The organism is Schaalia sp. HMT-172, from assembly GCF_030644365.1.
Classification (GTDB): Bacteria; Actinomycetota; Actinomycetes; order Actinomycetales; family Actinomycetaceae; genus Pauljensenia.
This window is the reverse complement of record NZ_CP130058.1, coordinates 2185137-2201130: the sequence shown is the minus strand read 5'-3', so window position 1 is coordinate 2201130 and position 15994 is coordinate 2185137. Positions and strand designations below refer to the sequence as shown.

General features: G+C 66.7%; 17 protein-coding genes. 7 read left to right on the top strand and 10 right to left on the bottom strand.

Going from position 1 to position 15994, the window contains the following annotated elements:
• Position 1: 1 nt before the first annotated feature.
• From QU663_RS09205 to QU663_RS09180, 6 genes are all read right to left on the bottom strand, one after another.
• The gene (locus QU663_RS09205) at positions 2 to 667 is read right to left on the bottom strand and encodes a hypothetical protein (protein ID WP_021610874.1); all 666 of its coding nucleotides are present in this window, start codon (positions 665 to 667) and stop codon (positions 2 to 4) included.
• A complete protein-coding gene (locus QU663_RS09200; protein ID WP_021610875.1) occupies positions 664 to 1086 on the bottom strand; it encodes a DUF2510 domain-containing protein in 423 nt (140 codons plus the stop codon). Before QU663_RS09200 ends, QU663_RS09205 begins: the two co-directional genes overlap by 4 nt.
• 79 nt (positions 1087 to 1165) lie before the next feature.
• A complete protein-coding gene (locus tag QU663_RS09195; RefSeq protein WP_021610876.1) occupies positions 1166 to 1861 on the bottom strand; it encodes a hypothetical protein in 696 nt (231 codons plus the stop codon).
• On the bottom strand, positions 1858 to 2358 hold the full coding sequence (locus tag QU663_RS09190; protein ID WP_021610877.1) for a DUF2510 domain-containing protein: 501 nt from the start codon (positions 2356 to 2358) through the stop codon (positions 1858 to 1860). Before QU663_RS09190 ends, QU663_RS09195 begins: the two co-directional genes overlap by 4 nt.
• 84 nt (positions 2359 to 2442) lie before the next feature.
• Positions 2443 to 3159, bottom strand: coding sequence for a hypothetical protein (locus QU663_RS09185; protein ID WP_051267726.1), 717 nt, complete (start codon positions 3157 to 3159; stop codon positions 2443 to 2445).
• Positions 3156 to 3734: a DUF2510 domain-containing protein gene (locus tag QU663_RS09180; RefSeq protein WP_051267727.1), complete on the bottom strand. Its 579-nt coding sequence runs from the start codon at positions 3732 to 3734 to the stop codon at positions 3156 to 3158. The genes QU663_RS09185 and QU663_RS09180 overlap by 4 nt, the downstream gene beginning before the upstream one ends.
• 113 nt (positions 3735 to 3847) lie before the next feature.
• On the opposite strand from QU663_RS09180, the gene QU663_RS09175 reads away from it, so the two are divergent.
• From QU663_RS09175 to QU663_RS09155, 5 genes are all read left to right on the top strand, one after another.
• The gene (locus tag QU663_RS09175; RefSeq protein ID WP_021610880.1) at positions 3848 to 5422 is read left to right on the top strand and encodes an aspartate:alanine exchanger family transporter; all 1575 of its coding nucleotides are present in this window, start codon (positions 3848 to 3850) and stop codon (positions 5420 to 5422) included.
• Between the two features lie 18 nt (positions 5423 to 5440).
• Positions 5441 to 5962, top strand: coding sequence for an NUDIX domain-containing protein (locus QU663_RS09170; RefSeq protein WP_021610881.1), 522 nt, complete (start codon positions 5441 to 5443; stop codon positions 5960 to 5962).
• A 105-nt stretch (positions 5963 to 6067) separates the two neighbouring features.
• Positions 6068 to 6499: an Ohr family peroxiredoxin gene (locus tag QU663_RS09165; protein ID WP_021610882.1), complete on the top strand. Its 432-nt coding sequence runs from the start codon at positions 6068 to 6070 to the stop codon at positions 6497 to 6499.
• A 100-nt stretch (positions 6500 to 6599) separates the two neighbouring features.
• Positions 6600 to 7112 (top strand): helix-turn-helix domain-containing protein, encoded by a 513-nt coding sequence (locus QU663_RS09160; protein ID WP_021610620.1) that lies wholly within the window; start codon positions 6600 to 6602, stop codon positions 7110 to 7112.
• A gap of 32 nt (positions 7113 to 7144) precedes the next feature.
• The gene (locus QU663_RS09155) at positions 7145 to 7972 is read left to right on the top strand and encodes an IS3 family transposase (protein WP_021610621.1); all 828 of its coding nucleotides are present in this window, start codon (positions 7145 to 7147) and stop codon (positions 7970 to 7972) included.
• A gap of 93 nt (positions 7973 to 8065) precedes the next feature.
• Here the strand turns inward: QU663_RS09155 and QU663_RS09150 are convergent, their stop codons facing one another.
• Complete coding sequence (locus QU663_RS09150) at positions 8066 to 9370, bottom strand: M18 family aminopeptidase (RefSeq protein ID WP_021610719.1); 1305 nt, start codon at positions 9368 to 9370, stop codon at positions 8066 to 8068.
• 41 nt (positions 9371 to 9411) lie between these two features.
• Between QU663_RS09150 and QU663_RS09145 the strand changes: the two genes are divergently transcribed.
• On the top strand, positions 9412 to 10251 hold the full coding sequence (locus QU663_RS09145; RefSeq protein WP_021610718.1) for an aldo/keto reductase: 840 nt from the start codon (positions 9412 to 9414) through the stop codon (positions 10249 to 10251).
• Between the two features lie 1079 nt (positions 10252 to 11330).
• Here the strand turns inward: QU663_RS09145 and QU663_RS09140 are convergent.
• A complete protein-coding gene (locus QU663_RS09140; RefSeq protein WP_021610716.1) occupies positions 11331 to 11786 on the bottom strand; it encodes a GNAT family N-acetyltransferase in 456 nt (151 codons plus the stop codon).
• A gap of 105 nt (positions 11787 to 11891) precedes the next feature.
• On the opposite strand from QU663_RS09140, the gene QU663_RS09135 reads away from it, so the two are divergent.
• Positions 11892 to 12020, top strand: a complete 129-nt coding sequence (locus QU663_RS09135) for a hypothetical protein (RefSeq protein ID WP_021610715.1) — start codon at positions 11892 to 11894, stop codon at positions 12018 to 12020.
• 52 nt (positions 12021 to 12072) lie between these two features.
• Here the strand turns inward: QU663_RS09135 and QU663_RS09130 are convergent, their stop codons facing one another.
• Complete coding sequence (locus QU663_RS09130) at positions 12073 to 13236, bottom strand: methyltransferase domain-containing protein (RefSeq protein ID WP_021610714.1); 1164 nt, start codon at positions 13234 to 13236, stop codon at positions 12073 to 12075.
• A 79-nt stretch (positions 13237 to 13315) separates the two neighbouring features.
• Positions 13316 to 15682, bottom strand: a complete 2367-nt coding sequence (locus tag QU663_RS09125) for an alpha-L-fucosidase (RefSeq protein ID WP_304990559.1) — start codon at positions 15680 to 15682, stop codon at positions 13316 to 13318.
• Positions 15683 to 15994: the final 312 nt, after the last annotated feature.

The following is a 15994-nucleotide window of genomic DNA, read 5'->3' as shown; positions in this document are numbered from 1 at the left end:
TCTAGTCGTTGGGGAAGAAGGAGGTTACCGGAACCTTGTAGAAATCGCCCCACGCGCTGTCGTAACTCGTCTCGAACTCGACGGTGGTGCTGCCCGATGGGGGAACCGTCACCGTGACGACGTCGGGGGTCGAATGCGCGGGGATTATGAAGCCCTGTGAGGTGCCAACCTCGAGGGAGAGCTTCACCGTCGTATTCGAGTAGTTGGCCAGGGAGGGGACCTTCTCGGTCTTCGTGGTCACCGTTCCCGTGCAGGAGACCGCGGTGTTGTCCTTGATGGTCTTGCACTCGATTGAGGCGGTGAACATGTCCGCGGCCCGGTAGGTGCTCACCATGTAGGCGGCGTTGACGCGCCCGGGGCATTCGGCGTCGACGGCGTCGCGCATCTCTTGCTCGAACGCGCGGTACTCCCCGTAGATCTGATCGATGCGGGGGACGTTGTCCGGCGTGACCTTGGCGCACCACGAGGAGACGCGAATCGACTGGGCCTGGGCGGTGACGCGCTCGGCTTCCGCGTTCATCTGCCGGGCCTGGTAGAAGCGCAGCCCCGCCAGAGCGCCGAATACGGCCGTGATGGCTGCCATGGCGACGGCAATGATGGCGAGGACCTTGTTCAGGGGCGTCATGCCCTTCTTGGCGGCCGCGTTGGCGGCATTCACTGTGCTCACTTCGAGTCTCCCTGTACCGATTGCAGGTCCTCATTCGCCTGGTTCAGCGTCTGTTCAGCCTGCTTGTACTCCTTGTTGGCGGAGAGGAACAGGCTGGTTGTCGCAATCGCGCCGACGGTGAAGGCCGCGATGAGCAGCGACAGGATGACGGTGGTCGCGAGCTGCTTGGCCGGGGCCTTGGGCCGCGCATGGGGAACCGAGCCGTCGGTGGGCGCCGCGTCCCGGTACCCCGCGTCGTAGGTGGGCGCCGCGTCCTGGAACCCCGTGTACGCCTGGTCCGCCTCGCTGTAGGAGTCGGCGCCGTAGTCCTGCACGGTGTCGTCTGGGAGGTAGTCGTCGGTCCAGGAGTATCCGTCCCACCAGCGCAGCTGGGCGGTTCCGGCGGGGTCTGGGTACCATCCTTCGACGGGGTTACTCACGGTGGACTCCTTTCGCGCTATCCCGCTATTTTAGGGGAATTTGCGTGCGGACGGGAGGGGTGGGGTGATTGTTTGGGGGTCACATGTTGGAGGGCCACCAGGAGACCATGGAGGCGCCGCATTCGGTCTTATCCGACATGTTCGGATCGTAGGGAACCGAGATCGTGAAGGTGGCGGGCGTGCCGGGGGTCAGCGTCGTGTTGGTGGTTGCCTGGTAGGGGGTGGAGGAGTTGAAAGCGGTGTTCTTCTCGAGGGTGTATCCGACGATGGTGACGTCCAGGGGGCCCAGGGAGTTGACGGCGCTGGAGGACTTGACGGTCAGCGTGCCGGTGACCGTGGTCGTGACCTTGTCGGTCGTGCACTCGCCGATCGCGATGGCGAAGTCAGCGTCCGAGAGGGTGCGCTGGGCGTTGGCGAGCGTCTCCTTCTCGGCGCACTCGGTGTGGATGGTGTCCTTGACGGCCTGCGTCGCGGAGTCGTAGGACTTGATCGCGTCGCGGATCGATGAGGAGGACTCGCGCGTCACGGAATTGCACCATTCTTTGGCCTCACGCTGGACGTTGGCTGCGTCGAGTCGCGTCTTGGCCTCGGTGATCTGCTTGTCGAGCGCGGCCTTGTCGGACTGAGCCTGGGCGGCCTGCTCGTCGTAGCCTGCCGCCGAGTGGGTGCGCCAGACGTTGATACCGCCCACCACCGCGGAGAGGACGATGAAGATGACGGCGAGGATGGCGCCGGCGACGGTCGCTGCGCGCAGGGGGGCGGGGGCGGCGCTCACTTCTGGGCCTCCTCGATCTGTCGGTTGATGTCGTCGAGCGTGGACTGGGCGGTGTCGAGCTCCTGCTGTGCGATGCGGGCGCGTTCCTTCGCCTCGTCGTGGACGCGGCCGCTGGCCCCCAGGTGGGACCATGCGACGACGAGGACAACGATGAAGATGACGACGAGCGACCACGAGGCGACCGCGCCGAGGGTCCACGTGAGGGTACCCGAGCGCGCGGGTTCGTCCCGCGTGGGCTGAGGTTCCACACGGGCGGGGGACGAGGCGTGGGTGGCCCCGTCGCCTGCCGCGGGCGTCGGTGCGGGGGTGTGTTCCAGCTGGTCGGTCTCTCCCGGCGAGGTTAGGGCCTCGCCGGGAGAGGGATCCGGGGCAGCGTGGGCCGAGGAAGTCGGCTCCATGTAGGGTTCGACGTAGTCGGTCCAGGCCTGTCCGTCCCACCAGCGCAGGTGCGGGGCACCGTTCGGGTCCGGGTACCAGCCTTCCGCGGGCTCACTCATCGCGGCTCTCTTTCCCTGGTCGAATAAAATCGTTTGCTCGGTCAGGAATTCTAGTCGCCCGACGGATGGTGGGCAACTATCGGGTCAGAGGCCCTTGGGCCAGAGGCTGGTGGCTCGGAATGCGCACGAACCTGTTGTCAGTCCGCCGGAGGGTAGGGTCTGCGTGAATGTCCCCTTGCCTCCGGCCGGAATGGTGAAGGACGCGGTGCCGGCGGGGGTGTCGGAGTCGGAAGGCTCGCCCGGTGTGAGGAAGATGTTGACCGTGACGTTCATCGGCCCGAGGTTGCTCAGCGTCGTGTCGGTGATGGTCAGCTCTCCCGTCATCGTCACGTTGCTGCCCGATAGGGTGCAATCCGTCACCTGGCCTTTGAATGCGGGGCTTGGCGCGTCGCGGAACGCCTCCGCGAACTCCTTCTTCTTCGGGCATGCCTTCGCGATCGCCGCGAGCTCGTCGGCGGGCTTGAAGTTCAGGGCAGTGGCATTGTTGAGCAGGTCCACGAACCCGGAGTCGGCCTCAGTGAAGCCGTCGCACCACTTGTTGGCTGCCTTGTTGCTCTTCGCGGCCGTGATCTGCGTGCGCACGCTCGCCGTTTCGGTGTCGGTGTCCTTCTTCTCGTTACGCAGCGACTCGGCGTTGGACCGGGCTTCCTCAGCCTGGGCGGAACGCGAATGCGCGCCGAAGCCCATGAGGACGCTGGCGAGCAGGAGACACACGGCCAGGGCCGCGCCGACGAACGTCATGATCTTGAATGCCATGGAGGATGAGCCGGTCTTGGCTGCCGGCATCGGAACGTAGCTCACTTCTGTGCCTCCTCGAGTTCCTTCTTTGCCTGATCAAGGTCGGACTTGGCCTGATCGAGTTCTTGCTGCGCGCTCGTCTGCTCGGATTCGGCATCGGAGAGCTCGTGACCCGCCTTCGCGAAGAGCATTCCGGTGTACACGGCGGTCACGGCGAAGACGACGGTGAGCGCCCACGCGACGGCCGTCCCGATGCGCCACCCCTTCCCGGAGCTCGAGCTCGTGGAAGCCGCGGGCGCCGTCGCGCCGGACATGCCGGTGTCCGACTGTCCGAAGCTCGGGGTCGTCCCCGACGCGTGGTATGGGTCGGCGGACACGGTCGGTGCTTGCTGGGCGGAGGGCATGTGCGGGCCGGGAGCGGGGGCCGCCTGCTGGGCGGGCAGGCCCTGCTGAGCCGGCGCATTGTGCTGGGCGGGCAGGCCCGGCTGAGCCGGCGCATTGTGCTGGGTGGGGAAGCCCTGCTGCGGCGCGGCGCCGGGCATGGGCTGGTACTGGTCGAGCCACATGCCGCCGTTCCACCAGCGCAAACGCTGGGTACCTGCGGGATCTGGATACCATCCGGGTGCTGGTTGAGACATGACCATCCTTTCAGTTTCTGGTTGCAGTCTATACCTATCCCGTGAGACTTATAACGTGTTGATTACTCCGGTCCTCACGCTCGCAGATGTGGGTGACAGGTACCCTGAAAGGTATGGCTGCTCTCTTCTCGTCGTCGCCCCTACTCGCGCTGTTTGTCGTTGTCGCGTTGGGGGCGGCGATCGGGGCGATCAGGATTGGGCCGCTGCGTTTCGGAGCAGCCGGTGCGCTGTTTGTCGGCCTCGCGGTGTCGGCCATTCACCCCGAGGTCGTCAGCACCCACATGTCGATCGTCCAGCCGATGGGCCTGGCCTTCTTCGTGTACTGCGTCGGCATCTCGGCGGGTGCCACATTCTTCCAGGACCTTCGCAAGCAGACGAACCTCCTGGCCCTCACCACGGTCGTGTGCATCGTCGGCGCGGTCATCGCGCTCGTGGGAGGCCGCCTCCTCGGCCTGTCGTCCGGCCTTGCGTCGGGTCTCTTCACGGGCGCCTTGACGGCCGCCCCCGCCCTCGATACGGCCACCCGCCTGACGGGGGATCCGAACGCGGCGGTCGGCTACGCCTTCGGGTATCCGATCGGCGTCATCGGGGGCATCCTCATCGTGACCATCACGGTGACGAGGAAGTGGTTGGGTCCCAAGGACACGCCCTCCCTCGCGGGTGCCTCTCTCGAAGCTGTCAGCGTGCACGTGTCCAAGCGCATCAACACGCGCGACATCGGCGCGTGGCGCGATCAGCGCGTGCGCCTGTCCTACCTGCGTCGCGACGGCCGTACCCGCGTCACAGCTCCAGGCGAGGACCTGCTGCCCGGCGACCATGTCGTCATGGTCGGCGACCCCGCGTCCATCAAGGAGGCTGCGTCCCTCGTCGGCGAGATCCTCGACCACAACCTCGAGGATGACCGCTCCGACCTCGCCTTCGAGCGCATCGTCGTGTCCAACCCCGACGTCGCCGGCCGCAGCGTCTCCGAGCTCAACGTCACCAAGCGCTTCGGCGCCGTCATCACGCGCGTGCGCCGAGGGGACCTGGACCTCCTGGCCCGCGACGACCTCGACCTCCAGCTCGGCGACCACGTCGCCGTCGTCGTCCCCACGGACGAACTCGAGGATATCGCCGAGTGGCTGGGTGACTCCGAGCGCCGCGTTGCCGAGGTGGACGGCATGGCCTTCGGCATCGGCCTCGTCCTGGGCCTGCTGCTCGGTATCGTCTCCTTCCCGCTGCCGGGCGGCCAGGGATTCCAGCTGGGAGCCGCCGCGGGCCCCCTGATCGTCGGCATGCTCCTCGGTGCCCTGCGTCGCACCGGCCCCCTCGTGTGGACCCTGCCCGCCGCCGCGAACCTGACGATCCGACAGATCGGCCTCATGCTCTTCCTCGCCGCCCTCGGCCTGAACGCCGGCCCCCAATTCGCGAGCCTTCTCACTAGCCACGACGGCTGGCGCGCCGCCGTCCTGGCAGCCGTCATGGTCGGCGTGTGCTGTGCTGTTCAGGCCCTCGGCGCGAAGTTTATCGGCCTGTCCTCCGCGCGCGCCGCCGGCGGCATCGCGGGGTTCCTCGGCCAGCCCGCTGTCCTGCAGGCCGCCGACGCCCGCGTCACCGACGAGCGCATCGAGGCGGCCTACGCGACCCTCTTCGCCTTCGCGATCATCATCAAGATCCTGCTCCTGCCGATCATTACGTCCTTCCTGTGAGCGCCGTAGACTAGGGCCATGGCTACCCCCGACTTTGTCCTCGAGCTGCGCCGTCACGTCGGCCACGCGCCCCTGTGGATGCCCGGCACGACCGTCGTTATCGCGCGTCCCGCCCCGGGCTGTGCGGCGATCGACTGGGAGCGCCCCATCGCGCCCGAGGCCGTCGAGGTCCTGTGCGTGCGCCGCTGCGATAATGGGGCCTGGACCCCCGTGACCGGCATCGTCGACCCCGGCGAGGAACCCGCCGTCGCGGCCGCCCGCGAGGCCTGGGAGGAAGCCGACGTGCGCATCGACGTGCGCCGCCTCCTGTCCGTCGAGGTCGTGGGCCCCGTCACCTACGACAACGGGGATGTCACCACCTATCTGGACGTCGCCTTCGCCGCGCAGTGGGTGAGTGGCGAGCCGAGTCCCGCCGACGGCGAAAACAGCGAGACCGCGTTCTTCCGCGGCGACCAGCTTCCGCCCATGAACGACCGCTTCCGCCGCGCCGTCGCCAAGGCGCTGAGCGCCGAGGCCTCCGCCGACTTCCTCACCGCCTGACGGCGCGTGATCCGCGGGTAGGCCCCGGCCTCGTCCCCGCGCGAAAGCGCTTGTGTTTCTGTCAAACCCCTTGCGGGACTGAAGTCCTAGTGATGGAATAGGGGTATGGATACACCTAGCAAGATCGCATACACCGTCACCGCCGACTCCACCGGCGGCCGCGCCGGCACCTCCTCCGTCCCCGCGCTCGGCATCACCCACGTCATGCGCATGCCCAAGGAACTGGGCGGCCCCGGCGACGGCGCCAACCCCGAAGCCCTCTTCGCCATGGGCTACGGCGCCTGCTTCCAGGGCGCCATGGGACTGGCCGCCAAGGAAATGGGCATCGACACCACCGACTCCCTTGTGCGCACCACGATCGGGCTCGGCCCCGAGGGCGACTCCTTCGCCCTGACCGCCGACATCGAGGTGTTCATCCCCGGCGTCGACCTCGACCGCGCCCAGGCCCTCGTCGACCGCGCCCACCAGCTGTGCCCCTACTCCAAAGCCACGCGCGGCAACGTGCCCGTCACCGTCACCGCCGTTGCATCCTTCTGAGGACGCCCGACAGACGACAAGAACCCCGGCCTCGTCGTGGATGAACTGCCTCCCGTTTCTTGGACATCGAAATTGAAGTCCAGGGAATGGGAGGCTTTTCATGTCTGTGGATCTGCGGTTGAGGCATGATCGTTTGCTTCGGGAGCAGGCGGTGGAGATGTTTGAGAGGGGATTTGGCTATCGTTTGACCGCCAAGAGGCTGGGTGTGCCTGCTGAGGCCGTGCGACACTGGCAGAAGACGTACCGCGCAATTGGGAAGGATGGGCTTCTTGCCATGGAAGTAAAGCGGACCAAATACGACTATGAGACCAAGGTCGCCGCAGCCAGGGCCGTGGTTGATGACGGGATGAGTAAACCTGAGGCGATGGTGCGCTTCGGTATTGCGAGCGCGACACCGCTGAAGAATTGGTGCAGGCTGTACCGTGAGGGCGGCGCGCAGGCCCTCATGCCTAAGCCTAAGGGCAGGCCAAAGGGATCAGTACGGGCAGTGCCACCAACGCGTGAGGAGGAACTCGCCGAGCGCGTGCGTAAGCTCGAGGCACAGGTGGCGTACCTAAAAAAATCGATTGCCCTGAAGGCGCAGAGGCGCTCCCAAACCGGGACAAAGCCCTAGCGGTCGCCGAGCTTTCAGGGCGTGGACACGCGGTGGGTGATCTCCTCGAGGCCGCCGGTCTTGCCAGGTCGAGCTACTACTACGCGCTGGCTCACCCCCAGCAGCCAACCAGGGCGTATCTGCGGCCCAAGGTCGCCCAGATCTTTTCGCGAACCCCCAACGGGTGCGGTCACAGGCAGGTAGCCATGTGCCTGCGCGCTGAGGCAGGAGAGCGCATCGCCGACAAGACGGTCTTGAAGATGATGCGTGAGATGGGGCTGCGCTGCGGCATACGCCGCGAGACGAACTACCACAGGTACAACTCCTACAAGGGGGACGTGGGGCAAAGCTTCGACAACATCATCGGCCGCGACTTCACAGCCGATGGGCCCTGGCAGAAAATGGGTACCGATGTCACCGAGTTCAAGCTCTCCTTCGGTAAGGCCTACCTCGCTCCGGTCTACGATTTTGCCAGCAAAGAGATCGTGGCCCACTCCATCTCTATGTGCCCCAACCTCGCCCAGCAACAAGAGATGCTCCAGATGCTCATGGACGCCAAACCAGCAGGGGTCGAGCCGATCTTGCACTCGGACATGGGATGGCAGTACCAGCACGGAACCTACATCAGTGCGCTTGCCGAGAACGGTTTCATCCAGAGCATGTCACGCAAAGGCAACTGCATCGACAACGGTGCCACCGAGCAGGTTTTTGGGCACATCAAGGACGAGTTCTTTCGCGGCCAAGACTGGCAGACCTTCGAGAGCTTCAAAGCCGACCTCGACGCCTACATCACGCACTGGAACACAACAAGACGCCAAGTAAAGCTCAAGGGCCTGACCCCGGCAGAATACCGGGATCAGGCCCTACGGGAAGCCGCATAACGGCTACCATTTAAAGCGTCCAAGTTTCGGGGCGCAGTTCAGGACGAGGTCGGGGTATCTTCATGCGCTCAGGCGTGCCCGTGCGTCAGGCGCTCAGGCGCCGCGCCAGTACGCCGCGAGGGCCTTCGACAGCGTCAGCAGGTCATCGACGTGGCTCATCTCGCGCGCCGAATGCATTGACAGCAGGCCGATACCCACGTCCACCGTCAGGATCCCCAGCCGGGTCGCCGTGATCGGGCCGATCGTCGTGCCGCACGGCATCGCGTTGTTGCCCACGAAACTCTGCGAGGCCACGCCCGCCGCCGCGCACGCCCGATTCCACAGTGCAACGCCCTCGCCGTCCGTCGCGTAACGCTGCTTCGAATTGATCTTGATGACCGGGCCGCGCCCCATCACCGGGCGGTTATCCGGATCGTGATGGCCCGCGTAATTCGGATGCACCGAATGCGCGGCATCCGCGCTCACGCACGAGGAGGCCGCGAGCATGCGTTCGAAGCCATCCTCGTCCCGGCCCAGCGCGGCAGCCGTGCGGCGCAACACCGTCTCCAGAATCGGGCCGGCCGCGCCCGTGCGCGAGCCCGAGCCCACCTCCTCGTGATCGAAGCACATGAACACCACGACATCCCCGCCCGCGGGCGTGCCCTCCGCCGCCAGGCGCTCCAGGGCCACCAGGCCCGGGTGCACGCTCGACAGATTGTCCTGACGCGAGGCCGCCACGAACTGGCCCTTGTCGCCGAAGAAACCGGGGCCCTGGCTGGGGGTCAGGATCAGGTCGAAGGCCGCGACCTGCGACGCGTCCTCCAGGCCCGCCGACTGAGCGACATGCTCCAACACGCTGCCGGTCGGGTTGTCCACCGTCCACACCGGATGCAGGTGCTTCTGCGGATCCAGCTTCAGGCCGACCGGGTTCACGTCGCGATCCAGGTGAATCGCCAGCTGCGGGATACGCGCGATCGGGCCCGTGCGCGCCAACACCACCTCGCCGCTGGTCAGGACCAGGCGGCCCGCCAACGTCAGCTCGCGATCCAGCCACGAGTTCCACATCATCCCGCCGTACACCTCGACGTCGATCTGGCCCCAGCCATCCGGCGTCGTCGACTGCACCGACGGCTTCACCGACAGCGCCGGCGAATCCGTGTGCGCGCCCACGATGCGGAAACCCGCGTCCTCGGCGACCGTCTCGGGCACGAACCACGCGGCCACCGCGCCACCGCGCACCATCACGTGACCGCCCGGGGACGCGTCCCACGCGCCCTTCTCGTCGACGCGCGTAAAGCCGGCGTCCACCAGGCGCTGAGCCACGACCTCGGCCGCGTGATAGGGGGTGGGAGAATCAAGAAGGAAATGCTGATAGTCCACTGCGTTCGCGTGGACCTCATCCAGTTCAAGCTGTGCCATACCCCCATGGTAGGACGCTCCCGGGCAGCTATGCTTGTGCCATGAGCGAGATTCCCTCATACACCCTGAATGACGGCCTGGACGTTCCCGCGATCGCGCTGGGGACCTACAACCTGCGCGGCGCCTCGGGCGTGGCCTCCATGGTGTCCGGCGTCGACGCCGGGTATCGGATGCTGGACAGCGCCTTTAACTACGAGAACGAGGGCGCCCTCGGCGCGGCCGTGCGCCGCTGCGGTGTTCCCCGCGAGGAGCTGCGCCTCGTCTCCAAGCTCCCCGGGCGTCACCAGCGCTACGACGAGGCCGTCTACACCGTCGAAGAATCCCTCATGCGCGCCGGCCTGGACTACTGGGACATGTACCTGATCCACTGGCCCAACCCCAAGCGCGGCCTCTACGTCGAGGCCTACCAAGCCCTGCTGGACGCGCGCGACCGCGGCCTGATCCGCTCCGTCGGCGTGTGTAACTTCCTGCCCGAACACCTCGACCGCGTGCACGCTGAGACCGGCGAGTACCCGAGCGTCAACCAGATCGAGCTGCACCCCTACTTCCCGCAGGCCTCGGCGCTGGCCTACCACGAGCAGATCGGCGTGCGCACCGAGTCGTGGAGCCCGCTGGGCCGCAAGTGGCGCATCGTCGAAGACCCCGCAATCGTCGCCCTGGCCGCCGAGGCGGGCGTGTCCCCGTCACGCCTCATTCTGCGCTGGCACTACCAGCTCGGCGCCCTGCCCCTGCCCAAGTCCGGTCACCCTGAGCGTCAGCGCGAGAACCTCGATATCTTCTCCTTCTCGCTGTCTCCTGAGCAAATGGCGGCGATCGGCGCGCTCGGGCGTCCGGGCGGCCGCCAGGCCGACCAGAACCCGGAGTACTACGAGGAGTTCTGACTGGTTGGGCCGGTGCTTGCAGCGCCGCCTGATCTCCGGCGGTGCTTGCGGCGCCACGGGTTTTCCCGGCGCCTTCGGGTCCGGCCGCCCGCGAGATCGCCACACGCTTTGCTATCGCTCGGAGTGGTCGATCTCGAAGCCCGCCCTGGCCCTTCGGACCCTCCGGCGCCCTCCAAACCAGTGGTGCAGGGTCGCTGACGTGTGGCTCGGTGCGTCGTCTCGGAGCTCGCCCTGGCCCTGCCGCCGCCCACCGGCACCGCGGCCTGCCCGCCCGCTTGCTGTCTATGCCGCGAACTCTGCTCGACACGTCGGCTTGAAGCCCGGCCAGGACCCGTCTCTCCGCATCAATGTCGCACGTAATTCCCCTTCGAGTATTTCAAACGTTGAATTCGCATCGTTGGAATTGCAACGTTTTGGGGCATTCTTTAAAACTGACCGCGTTAAATTACGTGCGACTTATGTTTGGCTCGGGCCCTGCCGATGCCTGCAGGCGTTGGGAGCGGCTCCTTGGCCCCTGAATTCATGAAAATACTCGTTGCGGTGTGGCGTGTACCCGATGAGGTTGAACGTTACCGATGAGGTTGAATGCTCCGGCCCTCCGGCAGCCTCCACGGCGGCGGCGTGGTTGGAATTCGTGATTGAGCTTGTTGCTCGGGGATCGTGCGCCGCTTGGGGAGGAATGACGCTGTATAGCTGCTCGTGCAATGCTGCGCTTACTAGTGCATTGCTTCCTGAACTAGTAGTGGTGTTACGAGCTGCTGTGTACGCGGATAGGTTGTTGCGATCCGGATAGGTTATGAGCATCCGGATAGCTTATTAACCTATCCACGTGGCGATAACCTATCCGGATCGGCGTAACCTATCCGGAACGTGAGCAGCCCGGTCAGTGCCGCCGGGTCAGCCCGGTCGCGCACGTGAGGGGGCCTCACCCCACGCATCACGCGAAGCGCCCGCCCCCGCATCATGCGGGGGCGGGCGGCAACACGAAGAACGCGTGGAGTCCGTGCAGTGCACGCAACCCAAGCAGCGCACGCGCCGAATGCGGTGCACATGACACTAGGGTCGCAAGCAGCGCGTGCTTACTTCTGCTCGAGGGTCACTCGGTACACGTTGGTCTCGCGCAGCTGGAAGCCAGCGCGCTGGTAGAGGCGGTTCGCGGCCTCGCGTGAGGGGCGCGACGTCAGGTCGACGGTGCGCGCGCCGACCTTCTTCGCGTGCTCGATCGCGGCGACCACGAGGGATTGGCCGGCGCCCTGGCCGCGGGCGGCCTCGTCGATGACGACGTCCTCGACCCACGCGCGCACGCCCGTCGGAATCTCGAAGGTGGCCAGCGACAGCATGCCGAGGATCGGGTGATTGCCCTCATCATCGGCCGCGTCGGGGCGGAACACGAAGAGGTGGACGCTGCCCTGGGCGAGGAAGCGCTCAACGTCCGCCTCGCTCATGGGCTTGGCGGAGCGGGACAGCTGGGGGAGGAGGCGCGCCATGGCCTCGTGGAGCTCGGGGGTGGGGGCGGTGATCAGTTCGATGGTCATAATTCTCCTAACGTGAGGTCCAATTGTAACTGTACGGGGCGGTGAGCCCGGGCGCTCGGGCGGCTCGTGGAACGGGTGGACGGTGCTCCCCGTCGAGGAGTAAAGATGGATCAGACAGGAGGCGCGTGGAGTAACCGCGCCGGGCGCGAGTCGATCCGCTCGCCTGTCGTGAGGCGGCACTTGACGAGGAACGAGGCCGCGCTGGGCGCGAGTCGATCCGCTCGCCTGTCGTGAGGCGGCACTTGACGAGGAACGAGGCCGGGGCGGGCCTTCCGATCGGAGCTACCTACGCTGACGCGCGCTCCAGGAGGAGGGCGACCTCGGCGTGGGTCGTGTGCGGGAACATGTCGAAGAGGCGCCCCTCGACGGGGCGCAGCGTGGGCATGGCCGCCAGGTCCTTGGCGAGCGACGCGGGGTTGCACGAGGAGTAGATGACGCGCGGCGCGCCGCACTCGTTCAGGTAGGCGGCCAGGTCGCCTCCGATGCCTCGGCGCGGCGGGTTCACGACGATCACGTCGGGCACGTCCGCTGCGGACTGGGCGCGCGCCCACGAGGTCGCGTCGTCCGCGATAAAGGACGCAGCCGACCGCGACAGGCCCGCGTGGCGTGCGGCGCTGATCGCCGAGGAGATCGCACCGGAGGACACCTCGACGCCGGTGACGCGCGGGAATCCGGCGCGCGCGCAGGCGAGCGCGAAGCCTCCGACGCCGCAGTACAGGTCCCACAGGCTGCTCGGAAGGCGCCCATCGGCGAAGGGGCGTGAGGCCCATAGCGCGGCCTGCTCGTACAGGGCGGAGGCGACGTGCGCGTTGGTCTGCGCGAAGGAACGCGGCCCCAGCTCGAGCCCCTCGACGGACAGCGGCAGCGTGCGGGCGCGCGTCAGGATGATCTCGTCGGGCCCCTCCACGATGGCCTCGTGCGTGGGGTGAATGTTCGCGGTGACGACGTGGGCGGCCGGCACGAGGTCGCCCAGCAGCGGCAGCGCGGCGCGGATGTCGGAGACGCGCTCGCGGGTGCGCAGCACGAAGCGGATCATGAGCTGCTCGCCCTCGCCCACGGTGATGAGGATGTTCTTGAGCTCCCCGCGCTTGGTGGGAACGTCGTAGGGGGTGAGGCTCAGGGAGCGGATGAAGCGCTTGAGGCCGGGCGTTGCGCGGTTGATCGCCGGGTGCTGGATGGGGCAGCCGGGCAGGTCGACGCCGCGCCGGTCGGGCCCGAGGATTCCGAGTGTGGGGCGGCGCCGGGTGCCTCCGACGACGAGCTTCGCGCTCGTGCGGAAGCCCCTGTCGGGGGACGAGGCTGGGGCCAGCCAGGTGATATCACCGGCTCCTGGGACGGTGGCCAGGGCGGCCGCGACGGCCTCTTCCTTGCCCGCGAGCTGGCGCTCGTAGGGCTGGGGGAGGAGGGAGCAGGACCGGCAGGTTCCGGCGTCATAGTGGTCGCAGCGCATCTTTTAAGTGTAAGTGGGGGCGGGGCGTAGCGTCAGCTACGCCCCGCCCCCGTCTGCGGTGGTTCAGCACACGCGGCGGCTATGCCTTGGCTCGGCGAGAGCGGCGAATGAAGGCGGTGCCTGCGCCGGCTGCGACCAGGGCGAACGCCCCGGCGAGCAGCCCGTGAGAACCCGTGCGGGCCAGGCCGCCCTTGCCGCCCTGCTCGGGGGCGGGGGAGGGGGCCGCGGAGGGCTGGGCGCCCGAGTCGTCGGACGGGGCCGGCGCGGGGGGCGCGGTGACCGTCAGGGCGGCCGAGGCCTCGGCGAGGGGAGTGGCGGTGGAGGCGACGAGCGTGTGCGCCCCGGCGTCGGTGGTGGCCGGAACCGTCACGGTGGCGGTGAAAGCACCGCTCGGGTCCGTGGTCGCGGTGCCGACCTCGACGGGTTCGGAGTGCAGCGTGAGCGTCACTGCGGACTCGGGGGCGAAGCCCGTGCCCGTCACGGTGACGGTCTTGCCTGCCTCGACGGTCGAGGGCTCGACGGTGACGGCGGGCGTCGAGAGGGTCGCGGCCTTGACGGTGACCGAGGTGACGGTCGCGTCCTTGCCGAAGCCCTTGAGGACGTAATCCGGGTTGTCGTACTCGAGGGTCACGCGCGCGGTCTGGTTCGGGCCGATCGCGAAGGGGCCGACGCCGGCGTTGAGGTCCGCGACGGTTAGGCCGCCCTTGACCTGGCCGGCGACGGTGACCTTGTACTTCGCGTAGGCGTCGGTGAAGCCCTGCGTCTCGAAGGAGACGGTCACGCCCGAGGCGACCTGGTCGCCGGAGGTGATGGAGGCGATGAAGCTCGTCTCACCGGTCTTGGGGGTGGGGGCCTTGAACTTTTCGAGGCTGGTGGCGGGGATCGTGGTCGCCTCGGTGCCGATGGTGGTCAGGCCGGTGGGCACGTAGGTGGGCGCGCCGTTCGTGGTGACCGTGACGACGGGGAGGATCTCGTCGGGCTGGGCGGGCAGCGTGATGACGAGGTCGTTGCCCGTGACCTTGTAGGTCAGGGGCGCGTCGGAGCCGTCGAGCTTCACCGAGGAGATGTCGTTGGCGCCGGCGCCGCGCAGCGTGACCGTGCCGTCGGCCGGCCACTTCTCGATGCCCAGGTAGATGTGGGAGTCGTCGACCATGGTCTTGCCCCAGGTCTCGATGGGGTAGTGGGTCGGGCGCGAGTTGTTCAGGATGCCGGGGTGCGCGCGGTTCCAGTCGCCGATGCCCGCCAGGACCGAGGCGTCCCATGGGTCGTAGGAGCCGTCGAACTTGGGGCCGACGTTGAAGAGGAACTGGCCGCCCAGGGCCACGGTCGAGAACATGTTGCCGACGATCTCGGTGGTCTTCGTCTTCGCGCCGTCCGGGGCCTTACGAAGCGTCGTCGTGTTGTCGACCGGCTGGATGTGGTCCCATTCTTCCTCGGTGTAGTCCGGGTAGCCGGTGTCCTTGAAGGTGGGGGCGGCGTCGTCCCAGTTCGCGTAGCCCCAGGTCTTGTGGAAGATCGAGACGGCCGACTCCCAGGGGCCCTGGGTCTGCTCGGACTGCATCTCGTTGTCCCAGCCGACCTCGAAGTCTGCGCGGTCGTTGCCCACGCGGGAGTTGATCATGATGTTGGGCTGGAGCTCGTGGGCCCATGCGCGCAGCTGGTCGGACTGGGCGGGGTTCGGCTTGCCCATGTCGTACCAGAGCTCGGCGATCTCGCCGTACTTGCCGCCGAGGAGTTCCTTGAGCTGCTCATGGATGTACTCCATGTAGCCCTCTTCGTCGAGGGTGTTGGCGTTTGTCCACGGGTTTTCGGGCTGTTTCTCCCAGTCGATGTTGGAGAAGTAGAGGCCGAACTTGATGCCGACCTTCTGGCAGGCCTGCGACAGCTCGAGGATTGGGTCGCGGTGGGAGGGTGACTGCTTCGTGAAGTTGTAGTCGGTCGTTGCCGTGTCCCACATGGCGAAGCCGTCGTGGTGCTTGGAGGTGATGAGCAGCATCTTCATGCCGCTGTCCTTGGCCTGCTGGCACCACGCGGTCGCGTCGAAGTTGGGGGCTTCGAAGGTCTGGGCGGTGGCCAGGTATTCGTCGCGGGGGATGCCTTGCAGCGGGATGCGGGAGTCCCAGGTCTGCTGGTGGCCCCACGCCTTGATCTGTTCGGGGTAGCCCACTTCCTGCTTCTGGCCCTTGTACCAGCCGGCGTAGGAGGAGTAGACGCCCCAGTGGATGAACATCGCGTACTTCATGTCCTGCCACTGCGCGACCTTCGCCTCGCTGGAGGCGGGTACGGCCGCGGGGATCGCGTAGCGTGCGTCGTAGGTTACCTGGGGGGCGGGGGCGGCGGGCTGGGCGCCGTCGGCTTCGGGCGTGTCTGCCAAGGCGGGACCTGCCATTCCTAGTGTGAGGAGGCCGGCGAGGAGGCTGCCAGCCAGTCGGTTTGTGATGCGCATCAAGTCTCCATTGATTGACGTGGCTCTCGAACGGTGAGAGTGCCTTTAGTGTGCCAGAGTCGCGGTGTGCTACGCCACCAGTGACCTTTGTGTTTCCTTACGCCAGGCTTTCGCGTTACTTACTAAGCGATTTCATGTGTCGGTTTTAGTCATGCTGGGGCGGGTTGAACGTCGTCGTGGTCGTGGATGGAATAAAAGCGTGACGAGAAGGTTGAGTACATCAGACTCAGGTTTTGAGCGGCTCAACCTCTCGAGGGGCTTCGTCGGGGAATAAAACCCAAGCCTCTAAAGTTGAGTACATCAGACTCAAGT